This is a genomic window from Paenibacillus tengchongensis (assembly GCF_008973665.1).
GTDB classification, from domain to species: domain Bacteria; phylum Bacillota; class Bacilli; order Paenibacillales; family Paenibacillaceae; genus Paenibacillus_AQ; species Paenibacillus_AQ tengchongensis.
Window position 1 is genome coordinate 121,080 of the sequence record NZ_WACP01000016.1, and the last position, 23,919, is coordinate 144,998.

Annotated in this window: 20 protein-coding genes; 17 read left to right on the forward strand and 3 right to left on the reverse strand. The window is 54.9% G+C overall.

Going from position 1 to position 23,919, the window contains the following annotated elements; translation table 11 throughout:
• Positions 1-11: 11 nt before the first annotated feature.
• The 7 genes from F1381_RS23485 (at position 12) to F1381_RS23515 (ending at position 9,440) form a co-directional block, all read left to right on the forward strand.
• The gene (locus tag F1381_RS23485; protein WP_151737272.1) at positions 12-680 is read left to right on the forward strand and encodes a potassium channel family protein; all 669 of its coding nucleotides are present in this window, start codon (positions 12-14) and stop codon (positions 678-680) included.
• 274 nt (positions 681-954) lie between these two features.
• Positions 955-2,058 (forward strand): rhamnogalacturonan acetylesterase, encoded by a 1,104-nt coding sequence (locus tag F1381_RS23490; RefSeq protein WP_151737273.1) that lies wholly within the window; start codon positions 955-957, stop codon positions 2,056-2,058.
• A gap of 96 nt (positions 2,059-2,154) precedes the next feature.
• The gene (locus F1381_RS23495) at positions 2,155-4,428 is read left to right on the forward strand and encodes an AraC family transcriptional regulator (RefSeq protein ID WP_151737274.1); all 2,274 of its coding nucleotides are present in this window, start codon (positions 2,155-2,157) and stop codon (positions 4,426-4,428) included.
• A gap of 382 nt (positions 4,429-4,810) precedes the next feature.
• On the forward strand, positions 4,811-5,620 hold the full coding sequence (locus F1381_RS23500; protein WP_246188167.1) for an ABC transporter permease: 810 nt from the start codon (positions 4,811-4,813) through the stop codon (positions 5,618-5,620).
• Positions 5,621-5,634: 14 nt separating this feature from the next.
• Entirely contained in the window at positions 5,635-6,534 is a 900-nt protein-coding gene (locus F1381_RS23505; protein WP_151737276.1) for a carbohydrate ABC transporter permease, read from the forward strand.
• A gap of 60 nt (positions 6,535-6,594) precedes the next feature.
• Complete coding sequence (locus F1381_RS23510) at positions 6,595-8,253, forward strand: type 2 periplasmic-binding domain-containing protein (RefSeq protein WP_151737277.1); 1,659 nt, start codon at positions 6,595-6,597, stop codon at positions 8,251-8,253.
• A 548-nt stretch (positions 8,254-8,801) separates the two neighbouring features.
• Complete coding sequence (locus F1381_RS23515) at positions 8,802-9,440, forward strand: DUF3558 domain-containing protein (RefSeq protein WP_151737278.1); 639 nt, start codon at positions 8,802-8,804, stop codon at positions 9,438-9,440.
• 4 nt (positions 9,441-9,444) lie between these two features.
• On the opposite strand, the gene F1381_RS23520 is transcribed toward F1381_RS23515, so the two are convergent.
• Both F1381_RS23520 and F1381_RS23525 read right to left on the reverse strand, forming a co-directional pair.
• Positions 9,445-10,698, reverse strand: coding sequence for a hypothetical protein (locus tag F1381_RS23520; RefSeq protein ID WP_151737279.1), 1,254 nt, complete (start codon positions 10,696-10,698; stop codon positions 9,445-9,447).
• Entirely contained in the window at positions 10,698-11,615 is a 918-nt protein-coding gene (locus tag F1381_RS23525) for a helix-turn-helix transcriptional regulator (protein WP_246188168.1), read from the reverse strand. Before F1381_RS23525 ends, F1381_RS23520 begins: the two co-directional genes overlap by 1 nt.
• Before the next feature lie 246 nt (positions 11,616-11,861).
• On the opposite strand from F1381_RS23525, the gene F1381_RS23530 reads away from it, so the two are divergent.
• From F1381_RS23530 to F1381_RS23555, 6 genes are all read left to right on the forward strand, one after another.
• On the forward strand, positions 11,862-13,040 hold the full coding sequence (locus F1381_RS23530; RefSeq protein ID WP_151737281.1) for an LLM class flavin-dependent oxidoreductase: 1,179 nt from the start codon (positions 11,862-11,864) through the stop codon (positions 13,038-13,040).
• Positions 13,041-13,083: 43 nt separating this feature from the next.
• On the forward strand, positions 13,084-14,364 hold the full coding sequence (locus F1381_RS23535; RefSeq protein WP_151737320.1) for an ABC transporter substrate-binding protein: 1,281 nt from the start codon (positions 13,084-13,086) through the stop codon (positions 14,362-14,364).
• Between the two features lie 3 nt (positions 14,365-14,367).
• On the forward strand, positions 14,368-15,240 hold the full coding sequence (locus F1381_RS23540) for a carbohydrate ABC transporter permease (RefSeq protein ID WP_187355537.1): 873 nt from the start codon (positions 14,368-14,370) through the stop codon (positions 15,238-15,240).
• A gap of 23 nt (positions 15,241-15,263) precedes the next feature.
• The gene (locus F1381_RS23545) at positions 15,264-16,073 is read left to right on the forward strand and encodes a carbohydrate ABC transporter permease (protein ID WP_151737282.1); all 810 of its coding nucleotides are present in this window, start codon (positions 15,264-15,266) and stop codon (positions 16,071-16,073) included.
• Between the two features lie 96 nt (positions 16,074-16,169).
• Positions 16,170-17,402: a radical SAM protein gene (locus tag F1381_RS23550; RefSeq protein ID WP_222850481.1), complete on the forward strand. Its 1,233-nt coding sequence runs from the start codon at positions 16,170-16,172 to the stop codon at positions 17,400-17,402.
• A gap of 162 nt (positions 17,403-17,564) precedes the next feature.
• Positions 17,565-18,032, forward strand: coding sequence for a hypothetical protein (locus F1381_RS23555; RefSeq protein ID WP_151737284.1), 468 nt, complete (start codon positions 17,565-17,567; stop codon positions 18,030-18,032).
• A 78-nt stretch (positions 18,033-18,110) separates the two neighbouring features.
• On the opposite strand, the gene F1381_RS23560 is transcribed toward F1381_RS23555, so the two are convergent.
• On the reverse strand, positions 18,111-19,010 hold the full coding sequence (locus tag F1381_RS23560; protein ID WP_151737285.1) for a LysR family transcriptional regulator: 900 nt from the start codon (positions 19,008-19,010) through the stop codon (positions 18,111-18,113).
• 444 nt (positions 19,011-19,454) lie between these two features.
• Here F1381_RS23560 and F1381_RS23565 point away from each other — a divergent pair, with 444 nt between their 5' ends.
• The 4 genes from F1381_RS23565 (at position 19,455) to sdhB (ending at position 23,791) form a co-directional block, all read left to right on the forward strand.
• Positions 19,455-20,120 carry a succinate dehydrogenase cytochrome b558 subunit gene (locus F1381_RS23565; protein ID WP_151737286.1) on the forward strand — a complete coding sequence of 222 codons (666 nt, stop codon included), beginning with the start codon at positions 19,455-19,457 and terminating at the stop codon, positions 20,118-20,120.
• A gap of 242 nt (positions 20,121-20,362) precedes the next feature.
• Entirely contained in the window at positions 20,363-22,105 is a 1,743-nt protein-coding gene (gene sdhA / locus F1381_RS23570; RefSeq protein WP_151737287.1) for a succinate dehydrogenase flavoprotein subunit, read from the forward strand.
• 105 nt (positions 22,106-22,210) lie between these two features.
• On the forward strand, positions 22,211-22,441 hold the full coding sequence (locus F1381_RS28470; protein ID WP_187355538.1) for a hypothetical protein: 231 nt from the start codon (positions 22,211-22,213) through the stop codon (positions 22,439-22,441).
• A 585-nt stretch (positions 22,442-23,026) separates the two neighbouring features.
• Positions 23,027-23,791 (forward strand): succinate dehydrogenase iron-sulfur subunit, encoded by a 765-nt coding sequence (sdhB, locus tag F1381_RS23580; protein WP_151737289.1) that lies wholly within the window; start codon positions 23,027-23,029, stop codon positions 23,789-23,791.
• Positions 23,792-23,919 lie beyond the last annotated feature (128 nt).

The window sequence follows — 23,919 nt, forward strand, 5'->3', positions numbered from 1 at the left end:
TTAGAGGAGTTATGAAACCACAGCAGTTTGTCGTCATCGGCCTCGGACGTTTCGGCGCCAGCCTGGCGCTGGAACTGATGGCTATGGGCTATGAGGTGCTCGGTATCGACCATCAGGAGGAACGGGTGGAGGAGATGACCGGACAGCTGACGCATGCGGTAATGGCCGATGCGACGGACGAGGAAATTATGCGCTCGCTCGGTGTGCGCAACTTTGACTGCGGCATTGTGGCCATTGGCGATAACATGGAGCGCAGCATTCTGGCGGCGATACTGCTGAAGGAGCTGGGCGTGAAGCAGGTGGTGGGCAAGGCGATCTCGGTGCTGCATGGCCGGGCGCTGGCCAAGCTCGGCGTGGACCGGGTTATTTTTCCTGAACGGGATATGGGTATCCGTGTAGCGCATCAGCTGGTAACGCCCAATCTGCTTGATTACATTGAAATCTCCAAGGATTACAAGATTGTCGAGCTGACGGTCCCGTCCTGCATGAACGGCAAGAGCCTGTCCGAGCTGAATACGCGGGCCAAGTATGGCTGCAGCATCATCGCGCTCAACCGCGGGGACGGCATCATCGTAGCCCCTACGGCGCATGATCATGTGAATCAGGGCGATATTATGGTGGTCATCGGCTCCAATGAGAGCATTGAAGACTTTGAAGACGAAGCGCTGAACGCAGAGTAAAGCTAACGGCAACTTATCTATTCACAGCACAATCGGCAGAAACGGCGATTTTCCGGCACCGGGAGATCGCCGTTTCTGATTTTTACCGCCGTACTAGTCAGGACCCTTCAATTTTTTTGCTGATTTGGTGGATTAATTTCCTTAAATCTATTTATGAAATGATTCTTGGAATGATAAAATGACAGTAACCTATGATTTTTGTAAGCGTTTCTATAGTGAGACGGGGCTATACTTATGGAATTATGAGGGAGTAAAGAAAAAGGGGGAATGCAGTATGGCATGGCGTTTTGATTTTGGACCACTGGGGGACCCGGCGGAAGGGTATACAAAGGTATCTTCCGCAGATTCATATGACCCCGGCAAAGGCTACGGCTTCGTCGGCCCATCCCGTGTAACGGAGCATGTCCGTTCAGCAGAGCCGCTTACCGGGGATTTTGTAATTCCGTTTGACACGGCTTTTCTGTTTGATGTGGAGGACGGCAACTACATCGTTTCGGTGACATTCGGTGATGAGGTTGCCCCTGCATGCACAACGCTGAAGACGAACGGCGAGCGGCTGATTCTGCACAATTACCGTACGGTGGCCGGACAAGTCGCGCGGGAGCTGTTCGGCGTCAATGTACGCGGCGGGAAGCTGAAGCTCAGATTCGGCGGAGTGGCTCCGCGGATCAATGCGCTTGAAATCACGCGGTCGAATGAGCAGATTACGCTCTATCTGGCAGGTGACTCTACGGTTACGGATGTGGGTGATGAGAAGGGCTTCCCTTTTTCCGGATGGGGCCAGATGCTGCAGTTCTACTTCAAACATGATGTTGCGGTCGCCAATCATGCAGTAGGGGGACGCAGCTCCAAGAGCTTCATTCAGGAGGGACGCCTCGACGCCATTATGAAGGACATCCGGGAAGGCGACTATCTGTTCATCCAGTTCGGACACAACGATCAGAAGTGGGATGAAGCGCGCCATACCGATCCGGCCACGACCTACCGGGAGCATTTGCGTCAATATATTGACGGGGCGCGTTCGAAGAAGGCCGTTCCCGTTCTGATCACCTCGATGCACCGGCGTTACTTCGAGGAGTCGGGCAAGCTGACCGACACGCATGGCCCTTACCTGGAAGCTGTCAGAGAGCTAGCGGAGGAGGAAGGAGTGCCGCTGATTGACCTGGCCGTAAAGAGCAAAACTTTATTCGAAGAGCTTGGACCGGAAGGCACCAAGCAGCTCTTTCTCTGGGGAGCGCCCGGGGAATGGATGGGCAATCCCGGCGGCTGTGCCGACAACACCCATTTCCAGGAGCGCGGCAGTCTGCGCATTGCGGAACTAGTCGTTCAGGGAATCCGGGAGCTCGGGCTGCAGAAGCTGGTTATGTTCCTGAGATAACCCCCTTCTGCCCGCGCGGATTAAGCAGGACCCTGGCTTCCATCCGCGGGCACGGCTTCATCTTCATTAATGAAAACGTTAACAAAGGGGGCCATTATGAAAAAAATACCGCTCATGCTGCAGTTGGCGTTGATATTGTTTATTATCATGGCTGTTCCGACAGCCTTCCTGACGTGGTACAGCGGGGAACAAATTGTAAAGAATTCAGAGGCGGCTATCGGGGAAACAACCCTAGCCGGACTGAATGCCAACCGCAAGCTGAACGAGAATGCCATGGCGAATCTGGCACAGGATACCTCACGGCTGGCGGCAACAAAAATCTTTGACCGTATCCGCAGCTTCAAGACATATGACGAGCTTAACTCGAATTACACCAATGTAAGCCGTGCCTTGGCGGTGCTGAATGAAATGCGTAATTTAATCCGGCAGGTAGATGGGGTAGAATCCTTCTATTTCTATCTTGAGGATTCGGATTATGTCATTTCCACAGACGAAGGGATTACCACTTTGGAGCGGTACGAGCCCATTGACTGGACCGCGGAAGCTCTTAGGCAGCAAAAAGGCATCAGCGGCGTGTGGGTGCCCCGCAAGTTGAACTCGGGTGTCAATGTGGTTTCCTATGTGTATCCATTGAACCGGTTGTCCTCGACTACGAACGGATTAATTGTCGTCAATGTGAAGGAGAGCCAGATCGGGAAATACCTGCATGCTACAGAGATTGGGGATAGCAACTATCTGCTGCTCGCCCCGGACGGCAATATTATTTCTAATAAAGACAAGTCGCTGCTGCTCACAGACGGCTTGGAACTGCCTTTTCTGCGTGAGGTGCTGGCTCAAGGGGCGAATGAGGGCTACATGCTCCGGGAGCTTGAGGGCAAGCGGGCGATCTACGCGTGGAGCCGCTCAGCCTTGTCCGGATGGTGGTATGTAACGCAGAGCTCCATGGATGAGCTAATGATCGCCTCCCGCGATATGCAGCGGAATATCGTGCTGCTGACCGGTGCGATTATCCTGCTGGGCATGGTGATTGCCGTCTTTCTGGCGATCTGGCTGTCGAGGCCCGTGCGGCAGCTGGTCCGCACGATCCGCTCCAAGAGCGATTTGGGTGTGGTGAACCGCAATGAGCTGGCTTTCCTGGATATGGCGTTCAAGCGGCTGCAGGAAGAGGAAGAGAGCCTGTCGCGGCTGCTGAAGGAGCGTGAACAGGATACCCATAGCCTTGCCATCCACCGCCTGCTGCGCGGAGAGGTTCCGGAGCTGATCAACGGGATTTTTCCGGAGTCCTGTTACCGGATTGCGGTGGTCTCTATCGACCAGTACCGGCGGTATGTGGGCAAGACCAATTTTGAGACGCGCAGCTATCACCGCTATTTGCTCGTTGCGAAATACGATAGCTTGTTCCCCGAGGGCATAACGGTCCGGAGCGTCTACCATTACGAGGGCTGTATCGCCGTTGTGCTGAACTATGCTTCCGGCAGGCAGGAGCAGCTGGACAGCCCGATTCATCAGGCGCTGGAAGTGATCCGCGAACAAACCCGGGAACTGATTGGACATACGGTGACGATCGGTGTCAGCGGTGGAACAGATACTCCTGAAATGGTCTCCCAGCGTTTGTTCGAAGCGATGGAGATGATCAAGCGGCGGATGATTGTCGGTGGCGGAAGTATTATGTACTGGCAGAATGAAGCGGAGAACAGCCGCAAATACATTGATTTCGAATGCAGCGAGCGGCGGATTCTGAATTTTCTGGATACGGGCAATCTGGAGGGCATCTATAAAGAACTGGAGAATATCCGCAGCCAGATCCGCGCAGAAGAGAGTATCTCCTATGATAATATCATGTTCATCTACAACCAATTGATGGGTGTGACGATCAAGCACCTCCGCGAGAACCATATCGGTACGGGGCGGATGATCATGGGCAGAGGCAATGTGTACACGATCATGGCGGAGATGGATACCCTTGACGAGCTGGAAGAGTACCTGCTGGAATTCTTCGGTGAAATTGTCCAGAGCCTGGACAGCGGCAGCGCGCCTGGTGAGACCAACTACGGGGAACGGATCATTCATTACTTGAAGGAACATTACCGTGAAGAGATTGTCTTTGAGGACATGGCCAAGGAGATTGGCATCAGCTACTCTTATATGCGCAAAATTGTGTACGAGATGACAGGCAAGAGCATGATTGATTATCTGAATCAGGTGCGGATTGAGAAAGCCAAACAACTGCTGGTGGATAGCGGGCTTACGATCAAGCAGATTGCTGCGGAAGTGGGATATTACAATGTCCAGAGCTTTAACCGGTTCTTCCGCAAGTATGAAGGAATGCCCCCCAGCAGTTATAAATCGGTGAAGAATAAGACTTCCTAATTAAAAAGCAAGCCTAATGCCGCTTTCATTTTCAATAATGAAAGCGGTTTATTTTTGGGAATGCCTATCATTTTTGATTTTGATCCGGCTGTAAAGGCCGGTGCTGCCGGGTTTTAATCAAAATTGATGGGTGCATCAATACTCATGATTTTCAAGTCCGGGAAAAGGGGCTAGCATAGAAATCGAACCCGCCGGCTGAACCGGGGGTGCTAGACTCAGGCAGGGAGGTGAATATGTGAAACTTGCAAGCGCTTCAAAAACAAATGAAACCGCTTTATTACAAGACAGGCACGGAATCCTCTATTATCTACGGCGTGATTGGCAGCTTTACTTGCTGGTCCTGCTGCCCTTATCCTTTGTAATCGTATTCAAATACTTACCGATGACAGGGCTTGTACTTGCTTTTAAGGACTACAAGATCGCCAGGGGCATCTGGGGCAGTGACTGGGTCGGATTTGAAGTATTCCGGGAGATCTTCGCCAAGCCTGACTTTACCCGTGCCGTCCGCAACACGCTGCTGCTCAATATCCTGGATCTGATCTTCAGCTTCACAATGCCGATTGTGCTGGCACTCCTGCTGAATGAAGTCAAGAATGTAGTATTCAAACGGATCAATCAAACGCTGCTCTACTTACCGCACTTTCTCTCCTGGGTCATTATCGGGGCGATTGCCTATCAGCTCCTGAGTGAAGGCAGCGGCGTCATCAACAATTTAATTGTACTGATGGGCGGGGAACGCATTCCGTTCCTTCAGGAGGATACCAACTGGCTGATCAGTTATCTGGCTATTGGTGTGTGGGCGAGCATGGGCTGGGGAACCATTATTTATCTGGCGGCCATGAGCGGTATCAACCCGGAGCTCTATGAAGCGGCAACCGTAGATGGTGCTGGACGCTGGAGAAAAGTATGGAATATCACCTTGACCTCCATCCGGCCGACCATTGTGACCCTGCTGATTATGAACCTGGGCAAAGTCATGGAGGGTTCGTTCGAACGGATCTACGTTCTGCAGAACAAAGCGACGACAGAGTTCACCACTACGATACCGGTCCTGGTATACCGCTGGGGGATCGAGAGCGGCAACTTCAGCCGGGCGACGGCGATCGGATTATTCCAGTCGGTCATTGGTATCATTCTTGTTATAGCGGCTGACCGTATAGCCAAGAAGCTCGGCGAGGACGGATTATTGTAGAAAGGAGAGGAACCATGAAAGCACTAGGCGGCAATCCTGCCGTACCACGCAAAGGGCGTGTGGACATCTGGGAACTGCTGATCCGCTTTGTTCTGGTCATTGCTTCACTGGTGTGTCTGTTGCCGTTTGTTCATGTCGTGGCCAAATCCTTCAGCGCGGATTCCTTTGTCATCGCCAACAAGGTGTTTCTGTGGCCGCAAGGCTTCACCATTGAAGCGTACAAGAAAATTTTCGCTGATGACAGTATTCTCCGGTCATTGTACATCACGATACTGGTAACCGTTCTCTTTACCATTCTGGGCATGATTCTGACGATTTGCGCAGCCTATCCCCTGTCCAGACCGCAGCTAAAGGGCCGGAAGACGATTACGTTCATCTTTCTGTTCACGATGTATTTCAGCGGCGGGATCATTCCCGATTACATGAATATGAACAATTTGGGTCTGCTCGATACGCTATGGTCACTCATTCTGCCTTTGTCCTTCAGCGTCTTTAACTTCCTGATTATGAAGACAGCGCTGACAAGCAGCATTCCGATCAGTCTGGAAGAGTCAGCCCGCATCGACGGCGCCGGACATTTCCGGATTCTGACGAGCATCGTCCTTCCGCTGTCCAAACCGGTCATGGCGACGCTGGCACTCTTCTTCGCAGTCGGTCGCTGGAATACGTATCAAGACTCCCTGTTCTATATCAAGCATGCCATCGAACTGCGGCCGCTGCAGCTCAAGCTTTACTACCTGGTGATCCAGGCGACTGAAAGCTTCCAATTGGAAGCAACTACAGTACAGTTAAGCAATCCAGAGGTGTTAAAGGCATCCGTTGTTGTATTTGCAACCCTTCCGATTCTGTGCGTCTATCCGTTTGTGCAGAAGTATTTTGTTCAAGGCACTTTGCTTGGAGCGGTCAAAGAGTAGTGTACCTCTTCAGGCTGGTCATTCTTAATGAAATCGAAAATGAAAAGTGGGGGAATTGCGATGAATAAAAAAAGATGGTACGGGTTAATGATGGCATCCGTCATGACGGCCGGCATGCTGGCCGGGTGCTCCGGAAATAACAACAACAATGCAGGCTCGAGCGCCGATCCGACGAATGCGCCTGCCGAAACTGCTGCAGCTAACAACACAAGCAGCGACAGCAAATACCCGGACTATTCCCAAGGCTTCAAGGAGAAGGTATCACTCGATATTCCGGTCTATGAGCGGGCGTTCGAAGGCTGGAACGTTACCGACAACTACTATACCCGCTGGGTACAGAAGGAATTCGGCGATAAATACAATATTGAAGTCAACTATATCCCGATCACCCGTTCCAGCGAAGTGCAGGATTACGAACAGTTGCTGGCTTCACACAAGGCTCCGGATATCATTTTCCACTACGATATGCCGCAAGCGCTTACCTATTATGGCGAGGATGTCATGCAGCCGCTGGACTGGGATGAAATCGCCAATTATGCACCGACCTATTGGGGCAATATGAACGAAACGATCAAGCAATACGGCATTGTTGACGATCAGAACATCTTCTTCTTCGCGGCACGTCCGGAAGCCGACAACTTCGTCAACATCATCCGTAAGGACTGGGTGGAGAAGGTCGGCATGAAGCTCGAAGACCTGACCTCCCTGGAGAAGTACAATGAAATGCTGGCAAAATGGAAAGAAGCCGGACTCGGTGTAGCCGGCGGCAGCCTGCTGCAGAATAACTATAACTACAGCTACGCTTTCCGCGATTGGCCGGTTGACCAGAAGTATCGAGCGCTCTACTCCGATCTTAGTGTTGCCGATCTGCCCTCCGCCGACACTGAGCGTTACCTGCGGAACCTGAACTACCAGTACAACAACGGTCTGGTCGACAAGGAATTCTATCTGCGTAATGATGATAACAAGGTCAAGGCCGAATTCGTTGCAGGCAAAACCGGCAACTACGGCTTCTATCTGACCAACAATACCGATGTATTCGCTGCTACTCTGGCGAACAATCCGGATGCCGAGTTCGCCGTAATGCCTCCTTACGCCGGCGTTCCGGAAGGCCGCAAGCCGCAGGGCCGCGCTTACTGGCCGTTTGGCTTCATCATGGGCATTAACTACGAATCCTCGGCTGAAGAACGCGCTGCCGTGTGGATGTATCTGGAATGGCTGAGCCAGCCGGAGAACCTGTTCAAATTCCAGAACGGGATCGAAGGAGAGAACTACACGCTTGACGCCGAAGGCATCGCTGTGAAGAATCCGGATTACAAGGGCGAATCCGTCCTGGCCCAGAACAACAACAAGGACTACTGGGGTCTTGTAACCGAAATCGCGCAGTATCCTGACGCTGAGAAGACACTCAAGGCCAACCTCCGCAACTGGTCACCGGCCGGTTACGAGCATCTTGCCGAAGATCTGGTGAAGTACTACAACGAAACGGCTGAATTCCGCACTCCGGATGCTTTGTTTACGACCGTACTGGAAACCGTGAATGAGTATAAAGCGGATCTGAATTCGCTGTTCCAGGATCTGTACGTGAAGATCGTGCTGGCTCCTGAAGCTGAATTCGAGGCTACTTATGAAGCCGCCAAGAAGGATTATCTGGAAGCAGGCTTCCAGGAAATCCTTGATGAGAAGCAGAAACAGATCGACGCGGGCAATTTCCGCTAAGCTTTGCCTGTTGGCTAAGCCAGTGTGCCGCATATAAGAAGAACTTAGAACGGGACTGTCCCATAAGCCATGGATTGGCTGCTTGGGACAGTCCCGTTTTTTGACGGGGATCAACATCATCGCTTAGGTGGACGCTCCACTGGTTTCGCGGCAATTTATATAGCATCCGGTCAGGTTATCTAAAACATGAATAAGTGGTATTATTTAGGAGAATGAGAAGGAGGGGTCTGATGAAAATAATGAAAATATTCAGCATCGTTGCATTAACCGCATTGATCAGCTGTTGGATTCAGGAGCGCCCAACCTTGCGAAACCCTCTCCTCAGGCAGCAACATCCGGGGAAACGGCTGCACCGAGAGTCGACGGATTTCTGCTGAAGCACGGGGGCACGCCGGATAGGCTCATCTACTTTCGTTATTTTAACAAGAATAAAGAGAGCGTTCTGCCGGTTTTTTTGGAGGCAGCCCAAAATATTAAATATATTGAACCGTAAATTTGCGGGATGGTGAAATTTATGGCCTTATTACATCCAAAAAGAAGGTGTTATCATGCTGAATAACCATGCAAAGAGATTAAGCATACTCTTGCTGGCCGTACTTGCCGGCTGTTCGGGTTCACAGTCTGGCGACTCTGGCGCTTCCCGCTCTTCGTCTGCTCCAGTCCGCACTGCTGAAATCACGGCAAGCCCGGCAGTGGAGCCGACCCTGACGGCTGCTCCCCTGGTCAGGCTTATTGATGATCTGGACAGCAAGGAAGAATTAACATCACTGACGATTCAAGGCAGTGAATGGCCGACAACCTTCGTTGCGATCGACCTGCACCCTTATGGCTTCTATATCCCGGAGACCATGCAGGAATTCGTGTTTGAGGACGGCTCGGAGGTCGGCTTCAGCAATACACAGTTTATCTCGCTGCTGGAAGCGGACCGGATGCCGGGTGCGGCGGAGCCGCAGACGTACGATGTTCCCGGAGGCTACACCCGCTTCAAGGATGAGGAGCTGGCGCAGTATGCAGAATACATCGGCAGTGCCAAAGCTGCGGAAGGCCCCCGGTTTGACCGCTTTTTGCTCAAAAGGGACGGTATGCCGGAGACCCTGATTCACTTCTCGTATTTTGACAAAGACCGTGATGAGGTTCTGCCGGTGTTTCTGGAGGTCGCGAGACATATGAGATATATAGCGCCTTAGAGCTTTATTCCAGCCTGAACGGTGTAAATTTTGCGAAAGCCTGTTGTTCTTGTTCCGTCAGATGGCCGACAACCGTTCTCAGCGACTGGTCGGTCTCCCTGTACCGGTACAGCACGGCTGAATTCAATGCGTCGTCTTGTTTACTGATAAAGTCCAGCCCCTGGCCATCCTTATGCCAGACCACGTACGGAATCCAGATGAAATTCTGATCAGAGATATCAGACAGGATCTGGGTCTCTGTATCGTATACTGCCATATGGCTTGAGCCGATTTCACCGTATGCAATGGCCAGCTTTGTTCCATCCGGGGACCAGTTATAGCTGTCAATCTTCTCATGAGACGGTGCACCGGCAGCCACATTCAACTCATTGAGCAGAATCTGTTCTCCGCTGATAAGGTCCAGAAGGAACAGGCGCGAGCCTTCGTGATCCCGCACATGAACTGCTAACTTACCGCTTGCGGAGGATGCGAAGGAGTGAAGACCCAGCGGCTTTTGATCCGGAACAATTTCGGTGTTTACCAGCTTGCTGTCTACGCGGATGGAGCTGAAGACGGTGTCCGCCTGGTGGGCTTGTTCTCCCGTTGCCGTGGCGATTTGAGCGGTAAGCACGACGTCTCCCTCGATCCAGACTTTATACTCATCCAATGAATTTATGGTCGGGGAATAATATGTCCTGGAATACATTGCAGGATTGATGGTTTTGCCCGGCTCATGCCCCAGTTCGGCCTCCAATAGGCTGATTGTGGTAAACATCCGGGAATAAGTATCTTTAATATTGCGCTCGTTTATCTTGTCGGGGTTGAACCCCCAAACCCGGCTGTCGCCAAAGTTGTGGTAATACCCTGTTGCGTACATGCCACCGACGGCATCGGGAGCCGCATCATAGGACAAATCCTCGAGAACAAACGGCATATAGGACTTCTTGGACTCGATGAAAAAGAAGGGAATATCCGCGTTCTGATACACTCCGGCATACCGGCTCTCCGCCGCCTCGGACAAATACTCCTTCATTACCAGTACCGCATCGAACCGCTCTCCGAGCCTTGCTCCCTCATTCTCCATCTCGTTCAGCGCCAGCGGGATAAAATTCACTTGATGCTCTCTCACCTCCGGCGGTTCCCCGATCACACCCAAAGTTAAGCTGGGCCCTTCGTATAAAGGAGTCTCCTCCCGGTCAGGGGATTCAACCGAAAAGGTGCAGCCCCCGGTCAGAATAACCACGATCACTAACATCAACAAATGAAACTTGTGTCTCATCAATTACCCTCCCGTATCAATTCGTGCTGTGCCTGCAGACGGTATTGGGTTGGAGCGGTACCCAGCCGTTTCTTGAACGCTTTGGAAAAAGAAAAGAGATCGGGATACCCGACCGAATGGGCGATTTCCGACAGCGTGCAGGCGGTTTGCGTAAGCAGGAGCTGCGCCTCGCGCATCTTTAGTTCCTGAAGGAAGGCGATAGGCGTCAGCCCGTAAGTCCGGCGGAACTGTTTCGTGAAATGGGTACGGTCCACCCCGACGTGGGCCGAAACCTTCTCTACGGTAATTCCCTCCGCATAATGAATCTCCATGTACTCATACCCCTGCTGCAGCCAGGAGATGTTCAATGTATCGTCCATGGCAGCATCAGCAGCGATGGCGGACAACCGGTCGAAGATTTGGTGAAAAAAAACAAGCCGCCCCAGATCGCTGTCACCGCCGCCGCGCACCGAGTCCAGAAAATCCCACATCAGTCCCACCGCCTCGGGGGTCAGCATGCCGGCTGCATGCGGATGCCGCTGGCTGAGACCGATCCGCTCCAGCAGGCGCGGCGCCCCCTTGCCGTCGAACGCGATGAAGATTTTGCGCAGCGGCGCTTCGGGATCGGTGTAATATTCATGGATGACCTGCGGGAACAGGCAGAACATATCGTTCTTGCCCAGCCTGTAAGCCTGCCCGTTCTGCTGAAAGGTCCCGGCTCCATCAAGCACGAAGATCAGATAATAGTAGGGAGAGGTACGCGGCCCGATATGGTAATTCGGCTTAGCGCGGTTATGGCCCAGCCGGATCGGCCAGGCGGCGCCGCTTTTTTCATATGGCGAGGGAGTGAACAGGTTGATCTCCAGATATTCATGGCTGTCCTCCCGCATCCGGTTGCTCATAGCATAGCGCACCTCTTTTTGCCAAAATTTTCTCATATCATAAAGGAATTTCCGCTTTATGGCAAACCTCATTTATCACATTGTTCCGGGTTCACCGCCTTGGCCCGGATAAATATGGACCACAAAATTACCAGCTAAAGACACCACGAATTGACATTCACGATCCCGCGGCAGCTTGTTACAATCTCAATATTAACTTATCCTATAAGTTTGCTAGGAAATAATCAACCGGTTCACCGGAGATATAGAGGCAATTCTTCATCAGTTAAAGGAGGGGGACATGTGGAAGAGATATCGTTCGGCTGGTTTCTGCCGACGGCCGGGGACGGCCGGTATGTGGGGGTAGTCCCCGAAAGAGAACCGACATTGGCTTATTTAATTGAAGTCGCCCGCGCAGCCGAAGACTCCGGATTTGAATTTGTGCTAATCCCGACCGGCGGCGCCTGTCTGGATTCCTGGGTGGTAGGCTCCGCTGTGCTGAGTCATACCGATCGTCTGCAGGCGCTGGTAGCCGTGCGGCCCGGGCTGATCGCCCCCGTATTGGCGGCGCGTATGGCCTCATCGCTTGATCAGCTGTCCGGCGGGAGGGTGCTGCTCAATATCGTTACCGGCAGCTCGGCAGAGGATCTGCAGCAGCTCGGCGACCCGCTGGCCCACGCCCACGATGAGCGGTATGTACGGGCCGGGGAGTATATGCGTGTCCTGAACCTGGCTTGGGAAGGCTCCATCGGAACGGCGCTGTCGGAGTTCGGCGGCAACAGCGGCTGGAGGCCGGGAGAAGGAGAAGGGGCGCAGTCTTTTGCGGGCAAGTATTACAGCTTCCAGGGTCCGGTGAATCTCCCGCCGCTGGTGCGAAGCCGGCCGCTTCCGCTGTTTCTGGGCGGAAGCTCGCCGCCGGCCAGACGGGCGGCGGCCGAATATGCGGACACTTACCTGATGTGGGGGGAGCCGCATGAGTGGATAGCCGTCCAGATTGCGGAGATGGACGCGGCCCTGGGAGAGCATGCGGAAGCGGCGGGGATTGCCCGCAGGCCGCGCTATGGGCTGCGGGTGCAGGTGCTGGTCCGCGGCAGCGAGGAGGAGGCGTGGGCGGATGCGCGCGGCTTGCTCAGCAGAGCTCCGGAGGAGACAGTCCGCCAGGCGCAGCGTACTTTCGCCGGCACCGATGCGGACGGTCAGAGCCGCCAGAACCGTCTCCGCGAGCAGTCTGCTGCGGCGGATTATATCGCCGGGCCCAACCTGTGGAGCGGGCTGTCGCAGGTCCGCTCGGGAGGCGCCCTGCTCATCTTCGGCACGGCAGAGCAGGTAACGGATGTGCTGATCCGTTACGCAGAGCTCGGCGTGCGCACCTTCATTCTCTCCGGATATCCCCACCTGGAGGAGGCGGAGAATTTCGGGCGGCGGGTACTGCCGCTGTTCCGGGAGCGGTGGCAAGAATTCATAACCAAGGAGGAATCATGAATTGAGAACCTATAAATACCGCCCTGTCCTGTGGGCCGCTGTTATGGCTGTACTGCTGCTGACGGCAGCCTGCGGCGGCAATAACGCTTCATCAGGGGAAGCGAATAATACGTCTCCGGCTGCTTCTGCTCCGGCTTCGGCTGAGCGTGCCGAAACCGCAAAGCCGGAGGAGGAGGTCACGCTGAGCTTCCTGCACTGGCGCGGTGAAGATGTGCCGGCATTTACGGAGATCATCGGAAAGTTCCAGACGGAATATCCGCACATCAAAGTGGAGATGCAGACACTGCCGTCCGACCAATACCAGACTGCCGCCTTGGCTAAGATCGCCGGGGGAGACGCAGGCGACGTATTCGCCTCCTTTCCGGGGGCCCAGTTCGAGGCGGTGGCTAAAGCGGGTCTGTATACGGATCTGAGCGCAGAGCCGTATGTGCCGAATTTTAACGAGGCGCTGATCGAAGCCGGGGTTAAGGAAGGCAAGCGGCTGGCCATCCCGTACCAGCTGGTGTACAACGACCCGATCTATAACGTGAACATATTCGACAAGCTGGGTCTGACGCCGCCGGATGATTGGAAGGGCTTTCTCGCACTATGCGCCACGCTGAAGGAGAACGGTCTCATTCCGATTGCCTTTGCGGGGGCGGACATCGGTCCCGGCCAGTTCATGAACACCATGGTTATGAACAATCTGCCGAGCGACGATGCGTTTACGAAGGTGGAGGCAGGTGAGGCGAAGCTGACCGATGAATGGTGGGTCAAGACGCTCAGCCAGATCAAAGAGCTGAATGATAAAGGTTACTTCCAGCCCAATGCGCTCGGTACGAAGGATGCGGCAGCGGGAGCGCTGTTCATCCAGGAGAAGGCGGCAATTCTGGCCAGCGGCTCCTATCAATTGGCCCAGAACAAAGCACAGAATCCGGAGCTGGAGCAGAAGCTGCTCGCCCCGATTACCGTTGAAGCCGGCCAGGCGAAATACGAGGGGATCCATACCAGCACCTTCCTGCTGGGGATCAGCAGCAAGTCTAAACATCCGGAGGAGGCCAAGGCCTTCCTGGAATTTCTGAGCCGTCCGGAGATCGCCGGGCAATACGCCAATGCAACCGGGCAGAACGTTACGGTCAAAGATGTGGAGTATACCACGCCGGAACTGCAGACCGCCACGGAATGGGCCGGCAAAAAGACGCTGTTCCAGCCCCGTTTCACCATCACAAACGGCGAGAACCAGAAGGCGGTAACCAATTCCATTCAAGCCGTATTGGGAGGCGCTTCGCCGGAGGATGCCGCCAAGGAGGCCCAGGCCGTAGTCGATCAAAGCCTCGCGAAATAAGCTATGCGCAGACGGCTTTCATTGTGGATATTCGTCCTGCCGGGTCTGCTGCTCTATGCCGTGCTCTTTGTGTATCCCGCACTGGCCGGGCTGTTCTACTCTTTCACCGACTGGGACGGCTTGTCCCCGTCCTTCCGGATGACCGGCTGGAAGAATTACAGCACCGTGCTGCACAGCCTTGTATTCCAAAAGGCGCTTCTAAACAATCTGAAGTTCATGGCGGCGGTTGTATTCGCCCAGACGCTGTTGTCCCTGGCGCTTGCCCTGCTGCTGGCCGGGAACAAGCGGAGCTATGTGCCGCTGCGGGCGCTGTTCTTCTTCCCGGCGATCCTGTCTACCGTCTCCGTCGGGCTGATCTGGTCCTTTGTTTATGACCCGGGGATCGGCCTGCTGCAGGGCCTGTTCAACCTGCTGGGGGCCACGGGACTGGCGCCGAACTGGATCGGCGACCGGCGGATCGCGATCTATTCGGTAGCCGCAGTGCAGGTATGGGCCCATACGGGGCAGATGATGATTGTGTTCATCGCCGGGCTGCAGGGAATTCCGCAGGAGCTGAAGGATGCCGCCGCCATCGACGGCGGCGGGCGCTGGCGGATCTTCCGCAGCGTCACTTGGCCGCTGCTGGCCCCCTCGGCCACCATTGTCATTGCCTATACAACCATCCAATCCTTTAAGGCTTTTGACCTTATCTTTACCATGACAGATGGCGGTCCCAATAATGCGACGGAGATTATTACGACCTATATTTATCATCTGGCGTTCTCCAGCTATGCCTTCGGCGAAGCTTCCGCCGGTTCCGCCTTGTTCCTGGTCCTGCTGGCGGCGCTGACCTGGCTGCAGTTCAAGGCGCTACGCGCGGACCGCATATCCTACTGACGTAAAGGGGGAACGTGTGCGAGATGACGTTCTTGCGAAGGGCCGTGCTGCTGCTGTATGCGGTGCTGATTGTGGCGCCGCTGTATTTCGTGGCTGTTACGGTGTTCAAATCGTCGCCGGACTTCTATGCCCATCCGCTGGGCTGGCCGCTTCCGCCGACTCTCGTAAACCTTGGCCGTCTCTTCAGGGAGCAGCCCCTGTGGACCTATTTCTTCAATAGTGTGCAGGTGACGGCCGGCACCGTGCTGCTGGTACTGCTGCTGGGCAGCATGATCGCTTATGCGATTGTCCGCTTCCGGGGCCGGACAGCCGGCAGCTTGTTCATGCTCTTCGCGGCGGGCCTGATGGTTCCCTCGCAGGTGAACATGCTGACCATCTATGACCTGGCCCGCAAGCTGAGCCTGTCGGACCGTCTGCTGGGACTGATCCTCGTCTCCTCTGCGCTGCTGCTGCCTCTCGCCGTCTTCATGCTGAGCGGGTTTATGAAGCTGGTCAGCCGGGAGCTGCTGGAGGCCGGGAGCCTCGACGGCTGCGGCGAGTGGAGCCTCTACTGGCGGATTGCCGTGCCGCTGGTTGCGCCTTCGCTGGCGTCCACGGCGGCGTTCCTGCTGGTGATCGTCTGGAATGACCTGCTGATTCCGATGCTGCTGCTCGGGAGCAAGTCGAAGCTGACGCTGCCCCTGGCGATTCTGCAGTTCAGGGGCGAATATGTCACCGATTATCCGATGCTGCTGACCGGAGTGCTTATCACCTCCCTGCCGCTGGTGGTGCTGTTCCTGTTCCTGCAGCGGTATTTTATCACCGGATTGTCGGATGGGGCGCTGAAGGGCTGAGACTTGGATTAGTCATGCTTAACCTACAACAATACGAAAGCCGAGGTGGGACAGATGTGTGCCGCAACTGCGCAATCTGCAAGTAGATCAGAGGAATTGACGCTGAAGGAAGTCATCAGCAAATACAGCAATGTGTCCCCGTTTGTCATTATCAAAAGCGACATTACCCGCCGTTCGTTCGTCTACACGGAGCGGGCGCTCGGAGCGCTCGACAAGACGAAGCATCAACACCAGCAGCGGGTACTGATCGGCTCGAACGGCGACGGGGAACGGGCTGTGCCGGTGTCGCTACTGCTGCGGGACGGCACTTCCATTATCGCCATGCCTTCGCCGCATGCGAAGAATCCGTACGTCGTCGACGAGATCGGCGGCAAGCTGTATATCACCGACCAAGGGGAGATTGTCGAAGAGGTTGAGTACTGGTATAAGCCGCATTATTACGACAAGTTCACCAGTGCGGGGACGCCGATGTGGCAGGTCGCTTCCGCCCGCCCACAGCGGCTGGATATCGATCCGAACAGCCACTGCCATTTCTGGCATAAGGGCGGCGCCTGCAAATTTTGCAATATCAACGCCAATTCGACACGCAGCCGCAAGGAGAGCAATATCCAGAAGCAGCTGCAGGCGCAGGATGTCTATGAGACGGTACGGGAGGCGCTGAAGCAGCCGGGTGCTTTTACCAATCTGAAAATGAGCTCGGGCTCCATCCTAAGCGGCGCGGAGATCTTCGACGACGAAGTGGAGATGTATATCGAAATGCTGCAGGCGGCGGGAGCCAACTTCAGGCAGCGCAAATTTCCGAGCACCCTGGTCGCCTCCGCCTTCAACGAGCGCCAGCTGGCGAGGCTGTACGAGAATACCGGGCTGATGACCTATACCTCTGACATCGAAATTCCCAATGAGGAGCTGTTTGCCTGGATCTGCAAAGGCAAGCACCAGGAGGTAGGCTACCGCGAGTGGAAAAGACGGATTATCGCTGCGGTCGATATTTTTGGCAGGGGCAACGTCACCAGCGGTATCGTCGGCGGCTGTGAAACGGCCCGTCCGCACGGCATCCGCGACGAAGCCGAAGCGCTCAAGGTCGTGCTGGAGGAAGCCGAGGATTTCGCGCAGCAGGGGGTCAGCATGGTGCACTGTGTCTGGGTGCCGATGCAGGGCTCCGCGTTCCATAACCAGGAGACGCCTTCGCTGGAGTATTATGTGCAGCTGGCCAAAGGCCTGAGCGATCTGCGGGTCAAATACAGTCTAAACGCCGATATGGACAATTACCGCAAATGCGGCAATCATCCCGACACGGATCTGGACCGGGGGCGCCCCGTGGCCGGATGAACGGCAGCAAGGATGTGCAGGCAGGGCGGTGCGCAAGGGTGTGCGGAAGCCCGGGTGAAGGCCCGGGTGAAGGCCCGGGTGAAGGCCCGGATGAGACAGCCGATCAGATAATCAGGATAAGCAGGTATAAGGATTGTAGAGTGAGGAAGGTGGGGAGTGTTAATGACGACAATAAACGAAGAAATCGCCGCGTTACTGCGCGATTCCGGGGTAAGCAAGGTGCTGGCGACTGCCGATATGCAGGGTGTCCCCCATATCCTTCTGGACCAGAGCATCACGATTAACGACGAGGGGCAGATCGTCTATCTGGAGCTGACCGAAACCTCGCAGACCAATGTCAATCTGGTCAACAGCATCTGGTTCAAGCGCAGGGTTGCGGTCACGGTCAGCACCGGAAAGGAGACGTATCAGATCAAGGGGACGCCGGCTTACTCCATCATTTGCGGGCCTGTATTCGAGCATTACTACAAGCAGGCGCTGGAGCGGAATCCGGATTACGACCTGTCGACGGTCTGGCTTATTGAGCCGGAAGAGATTACCGCCGATACCTATGCCCACCGCAGAAGCAGGGAGCAGGCGGAACACCCGCTGGTTATGCATCTGGACCGGCTGGCTCTCGGTACAATTTAAATAAGTGAACCGGGCAAAAAAATGGGTCCGGCAGGCAGTCTGTCAGCGATAACAGGCCGCCTGCCGGGCCTTTGGCGTCTATTCGTGCCCGTGCAGGAACACATCCTCCGTCACCTGTACAAGGCAGCGGGCGGCGGTGCTTAGCCCGCCGCTGACAGGATAGATGAGGCAGGTGGTGCGCTGGGTCTGGTCCAGCTCCTTAATATGCAGCGAGACCAGGCCGCTTGCTCCCAGCAGCTCCGGCCGCAGATACGACTTCGGCAGCAGCGCGGCCGCCTTGATCGTCGGCAGCAGCCGGACGATGGCCTCGAAGGAGTCGATCTCCATCCGCACATCGGGATCGGCGCCGCTGCGCTGGAACAGCTCGTCGGTCATCCGGCGGTACCAGGTGCCTTTGGAGAAAAGGATCATCGGCTGGCGGGAGAGCTGGGCCATCGTAAGCTTCGGCGTCAGCGTCAGCGGATGATGCTCCGCGACGACCAGGCGCAGCTGATCCTCGAACAGCGGCACGCAGCGCAGCCCCGGCTCCTGTACAGCGGAAGCGATAATGCCGACATCCGACTTGCCCTCGCTGACCGAGGTGACGATTTCATGGGTCTTGCCGGTAATCAGCTTCAGCTCAGCGGCCGGATATTTCTCCATGTAGGCGTTGACCAGCGGCGGCAGCGTCGTCTGCAGCGTGGTCAGGCTGGCGCCCAGCGTTACGAGCTGCGGCTCGCCTTCCTTATACTTGGACAGCGCCTCCAGGAAATTCGCCCGCTGCTGCCGCTGCTCCAGGGCATAGGTATAGGTTAGCCGTCCAACCTCGGTCAGCTCCAGCCGTTTGCCGAAGCGGGTGAACAGCGGTACGCCGAGCCGTTCCTCCAGCTTGGAGATTTTGCGCGATAGCGCAGGCTGCGACAGGTTCAGCATCCGGGAAGCCCGGTTCAGGCTGGAATGCTCAACCACGGCGGCGAAGATTTCCAGATCATCAAACATAGCCCGTTTCTCCTTTTCGTGAAATATTTTGGAATAGGTGGGTTTTTGAATAATATGCTCGAAGAGCATCGGTCAAAGTGATGAACCGCACTGTTATATTTGTCCTGATCCTTATTAGAGCAGGGATTATGAGCAGAAAAATGAAAAACTATGGCTTTTATTGAGAATAATTCTCATGTTATAGCTATTCTTATGCAATAATTGTATAACGTTTAATAATTATATTGCAATTCCCTTATAAGCGAAAAAAGAGTAACATACAAAGTGACACAAGATATTCACAATTTGTGAATTGAGTAGCAAAGTCCGGGAAAACGCCGAACGGCGATGCATATGAAGCTCCGGCCGTATTTTTAGGCGCCGCAGCCCCTGTTTCAACTGCCATCCCGGCGGTGTATGCTCATTAATGAAAACGCTGTTTTATTCGGAAAGGGGACACTTTGCATGAGAGGATTTTATTCCAGAAAGATTCATTCCTTGCTCGGCGTCATCCCGCTCGGGTTCTTCTTCCTAGAGCACATGCTGACCAATTTCTCGGCAGTGGAGGGCGGCGCTTCCGGCTTTATTGACAGCGTGCTGTGGCTGAACAGCCTGCCGCTGGTCTTCTTCCTGGAATTGTTCGGCATCTGGCTTCCTCTGCTGTACCACGGAGTCTACGGACTCTACATCGCCTACCAATCGAAACCGAACCTCAACCGTTACAATCTGGAGCGCAACTGGCGGTATACGCTGCAGCGGATCAGCGGCGTCATTACCTTTGTGTTCGTCGTTTGGCATGTCTTCGAGACCCGGTTCCAGGTCGCGCTCGGCAATGTCGAGCATGAGGAGCTGGGAGGCGTGATGCACAATATTGTGTCCCAGCCGCTGCTGCTAACGGTGTATGTAATCGGTATCGTTGCAGCCTGCTTCCATTTTGCCAACGGCCTCTGGTCGTTCCTGATCAGCTGGGGAATTACCGTGGGTCCCCGTGCGCAAAGAGTTTCATCCATCCTGTGCCTCGGCTTGTTTGTCATCGTAACCTTCATGTTCCTGCTATCGCTGGTTACTTTCCGTGACGATGAATTCCAGGCGTTATCGACTGCGCTGACGTCGCTCCGCAGCGTGGGTTAACCGTCCTCATCCGCTTCCTTTAGGAGCGTACCCAGTATCTGGACTTTACACAAGGGAATGAATCACAGTGCCTCAATCAGCAGCTTATGCTATCAAAACTAAGTAACGCTTCCGAAGCTAGTTTTGTCCGAAGGATCACAGCGAAGCAGTTGCTTACAAAACTAAGTAACGCTTCCGAAGCGATTTTTGCGAAGTGTCTCAGGCGAAGAGTAGGCTACCAAAAATTTTAGGAGGGAACAACCATGGCAACAGCCGACATCATTATCGTGGGCGGAGGGCTGGCCGGGCTGATGGCGACCATCAAAGCGGCCGAATCCGGCGCGCATGTCCATCTATTCTCGCTCGTTCCTGTTAAACGCTCGCACTCCGTATGTGCCCAGGGCGGCATCAACGGGGCCGTCAATACCAAGGGCGAGGGGGATTCGCCCTGGGAGCATTTTGACGACACCGTGTACGGCGGTGACTTTCTGGCGAACCAGCCGCCGGTCAAGGCCATGTGCGAAGCGGCCCCCGGCATTATCCACCTGATGGACCGGATGGGCGTCATGTTCAACCGCACACCGGAAGGGCTGCTTGATTTCCGCCGGTTCGGCGGGACGAAGCGGCACCGGACGGCTTTTGCGGGGGCAACTACCGGACAGCAGCTGCTCTATGCGCTGGATGAACAGGTGCGCCGCTGGGAGACCGAGGGCTTCGTGACCAAGAGCGAGAACTGGGAATTCCTTTCGGTTATTCTCGACGATGAAGGCGTCTGCCGCGGCATCACCGCCCAGAATCTCAAGACGATGGAGATTCAGTCCTTTCCGGCGGATGCGGTGATTCTGGCCAGCGGCGGTCCGGGGATTATTTTCGGCAAAACGACCAACTCGGTCATCAATACCGGCACCGCCGCCAGCGCGGTCTATCAGCAGGGCGTCCACTACGCCAACGGCGAGTTCATCCAGATCCACCCGACGGCCATTCCGGGCGATGACAAGCTGCGGCTGATGTCGGAATCGGCGCGCGGCGAGGGCGGACGCATCTGGACATACAAGGACGGTAAGCCGTGGTATTTTCTCGAGGAGAAATATCCTTCTTACGGCAACCTGGTGCCGCGCGATATCGCCACCCGCGAAATCTTCAGCGTCTGCGTCGATCAGGGACTGGGGATCAATGGCGAGAACATGGTTTATCTCGATCTTTCGCATAAGGATCCAAAGGAGCTGGATGTGAAGCTCGGCGGCATTATTGAAATCTATGAGAAATTTATGGGCGACGACCCGCGCAAAATCCCGATGAAAATCTTCCCGGCGGTCCATTACTCCATGGGCGGCATGTGGGTGGATTACAACCAGATGACCAACATTCCGGGACTGTTTGCGGCGGGCGAGTGCGAGTACCAGTATCACGGGGCGAACCGCCTGGGTGCGAACTCGCTGGTGTCGGCCATTTACGGCGGCATGGTCTCCGGACCGAAGGCTGTTGAATATATTAAAGGGCTCAAGAAGTCGGCGCAGGATATTTCGTCCACGGTGTTCGACCGGTATACCGGTGAGCAGACGCTTAAATACGAATCGCTGCTCGGCATGACCGGCACGGAAAATGCTTACGGGATCCACAAAGAGCTGGGCGAGTGGATGACGGCGAACATGACAGTCGTCCGCGAGAACGGCAAACTGCAGGACACCATCGGCAAAATCAAAGAGCTGAAGGAACGCTACCGCAACATTAATATGATCGATACGTCGCGCTGGAATAACCAGGGGGTAGCTTTTACCCGCCAGCTGTGGAATATGCTGGAGCTGGCCGAAGCGATGACGCTCGGCGCGCTGCTGCGCAACGAAAGCCGGGGCGCCCACTATAAGCCGGAATTCCCGAAACGTAACGACGAGGAGTTCCTGAAGACCACCAAAGCGACCTGGACCCCGGACGGTCCGGAAATCTCCTACGAGGCCGTCGACGTCTCGCTCATCCCGCCGCGGGTACGCGATTATTCGAAGGACTAAAGGTATAATCGGGCATGCCGATTCCGGTTTAGGGCAGATGCAGATTGATAAGTAACATCTAAGTCAAGAGCCGGTGTACAGCATGCGTTAGTAGAAGTATCCCGATTGCAGAAAAAACAGGGGCAGAGTGCAGGAGCTGAATTGGTGCTGAAGCTGAAGCTGAAGCTGAAGCTGAAGCTGATGCTGAAGCAGGTGCTGGTGCTGGTGCTGGTGCTGCTGCTGCTGATGCTGAAGCTGGTGCTGCTGCTGCTGATGCTGCTGCTGATGCTGATGCTGATGCTGATGCTGATGCTTAATTGCACTAGTTGCACTTCGTGCAATTATTCTCATAGCTAAAAGGCAGATAGGGCGGTTTCCCCGCAAATAGAGGTACCGAGTGCAATTAAAGTTCAAGAGGCAAAGATTTAGCCGGTTTTAATTGTACAAAGTGCAGCTATCGGGAAGATCGGCTCAGCAGGCGGCGATGATCGTGAACTTTGGCTGACGTTCAGAGGTTTGCTGTAACCGCCGCCGCTGCTTTGGGACAGATCCGGGGCGAAATGCAATGTTACTTTAAGGATGGCATCGCCGGTGCTTCTGTAGAGGGCAGATTGTATTTTGTGCAATAGAATGGGCAGATGGCAAGAGGAATGGGCTGCTCGATTGCAGTTTGTGCAATAGATTTCTGCCAAAAGCTCAAAAACGGGCTCATTCCGCATAATCAAATGTACAAAGTACAGTAGGAGCGCAATTCCGGCTGAATTTTCTGTTATCTATTGTATAAAGTGCAATAAGGGCGTAGGAGGCAGTTTTTATACGAAGTGATTCGAAGTAATCCAGGAAGCAATGCTCACAAAAACTAGGCCTATGCTTACGAAGCGAGTTTTTGAACGAAGCAATCCAGGAAGCAATGCTCACAAAAACTTTTAGGAGGTAACAGATATGGCGGAAACTGCTGCAGCTCCCAAAACCGTAAAGTTTATTATTACCCGCCAGGACAATCCGGAGAGTGCATCCTATACAGAGGAATTCGAGCTGGCTTATCGCCCGGGGATGAACGTAATCAGCGCGCTCATGGAAATCCAGCGCAACCCGGTGAACGCCAAGGGCGACGGTACGGTCCCGGTCTGCTGGGAATCGAACTGTCTGGAGGAAGTGTGCGGCGCCTGCTCGATGGTGATCAACGGCAAGCCCCGTCAGGCCTGCGCCGCGCTCATCGACCAACTGGAGCAGCCGGTGCGGGTGGAGCCAATGAAGACATTCCCGGTCGTGCGCGATCTGGTGATTGACCGCACCCGGATGTTCAACGCTCTGAAGCGGGTGAAGGCCTGGATCCCGATCGACGGCACTTATGACCTGGGGCCGGGACCGCGTATGGCTGAGAAGAAGCGCCAGTGGGCGTACGAACTGTCGAAGTGCATGACCTGCGGCGTCTGCCTGGAGGCCTGCCCGAATGTGAATGAGAAGACGGATTTCATCGGTCCGGCCGCCATTTCCCAGGTGCGCCTGTTCAATGCCCATCCTACTGGCGAGATGAACGCTGACGACCGGCTGGAAGCGCTGATGCAGGACGGCGGCATCGACGGCTGCGGCAACTCGCAGAACTGTGTGCGGGCCTGCCCGAAGGGCATCCCGCTGACGACCTCGATTGCCGAAATCAACAAGCAGACGACGAAGCATATGTTCAAGCGCTGGCTCGGCGTATAGGCGCGGAGGCTGCAGCTTTTGTCTTGTCCGTAAGCCATGCCTTGCCGTACACGCGGCGGGGCATGGCTTTTGCCGCTGGCATGGCGGGTAAGCATGGAGATGGCTAATCTTGGCTGCCGGCAGCCTGT

Excerpts from the sequence above, each read along its gene's own strand:
- F1381_RS23485 (WP_151737272.1), top strand. The coding sequence starts at position 12 with ATGAAACCACAGCAGTTTGTCGTCATCGGCCTCGGACGTTTCGGCGCC.
- F1381_RS23490 (WP_151737273.1), top strand. The coding sequence starts at position 955 with ATGGCATGGCGTTTTGATTTTGGACCACTGGGGGACCCGGCGGAAGGG.
- F1381_RS23495 (WP_151737274.1), top strand. The coding sequence starts at position 2,155 with ATGAAAAAAATACCGCTCATGCTGCAGTTGGCGTTGATATTGTTTATT.
- F1381_RS23500 (WP_246188167.1), top strand. The coding sequence starts at position 4,811 with ATGACAGGGCTTGTACTTGCTTTTAAGGACTACAAGATCGCCAGGGGC.
- F1381_RS23505 (WP_151737276.1), top strand. The coding sequence starts at position 5,635 with ATGAAAGCACTAGGCGGCAATCCTGCCGTACCACGCAAAGGGCGTGTG.
- F1381_RS23510 (WP_151737277.1), top strand. The coding sequence starts at position 6,595 with ATGAATAAAAAAAGATGGTACGGGTTAATGATGGCATCCGTCATGACG.
- F1381_RS23515 (WP_151737278.1), top strand. The coding sequence starts at position 8,802 with ATGCTGAATAACCATGCAAAGAGATTAAGCATACTCTTGCTGGCCGTA.
- F1381_RS23520 (WP_151737279.1), bottom strand. The coding sequence starts at position 10,698 with ATGAGACACAAGTTTCATTTGTTGATGTTAGTGATCGTGGTTATTCTG.
- F1381_RS23525 (WP_246188168.1), bottom strand. The coding sequence starts at position 11,615 with ATGAGAAAATTTTGGCAAAAAGAGGTGCGCTATGCTATGAGCAACCGG.
- F1381_RS23535 (WP_151737320.1), top strand. The coding sequence starts at position 13,084 with ATGGCTGTACTGCTGCTGACGGCAGCCTGCGGCGGCAATAACGCTTCA.
- F1381_RS23540 (WP_187355537.1), top strand. The coding sequence starts at position 14,368 with ATGCGCAGACGGCTTTCATTGTGGATATTCGTCCTGCCGGGTCTGCTG.
- F1381_RS23545 (WP_151737282.1), top strand. The coding sequence starts at position 15,264 with ATGACGTTCTTGCGAAGGGCCGTGCTGCTGCTGTATGCGGTGCTGATT.
- F1381_RS23555 (WP_151737284.1), top strand. The coding sequence starts at position 17,565 with ATGACGACAATAAACGAAGAAATCGCCGCGTTACTGCGCGATTCCGGG.
- F1381_RS23560 (WP_151737285.1), bottom strand. The coding sequence starts at position 19,010 with ATGTTTGATGATCTGGAAATCTTCGCCGCCGTGGTTGAGCATTCCAGC.
- F1381_RS23565 (WP_151737286.1), top strand. The coding sequence starts at position 19,455 with ATGAGAGGATTTTATTCCAGAAAGATTCATTCCTTGCTCGGCGTCATC.
- sdhA (WP_151737287.1), top strand. The coding sequence starts at position 20,363 with ATGGCAACAGCCGACATCATTATCGTGGGCGGAGGGCTGGCCGGGCTG.
- sdhB (WP_151737289.1), top strand. The coding sequence starts at position 23,027 with ATGGCGGAAACTGCTGCAGCTCCCAAAACCGTAAAGTTTATTATTACC.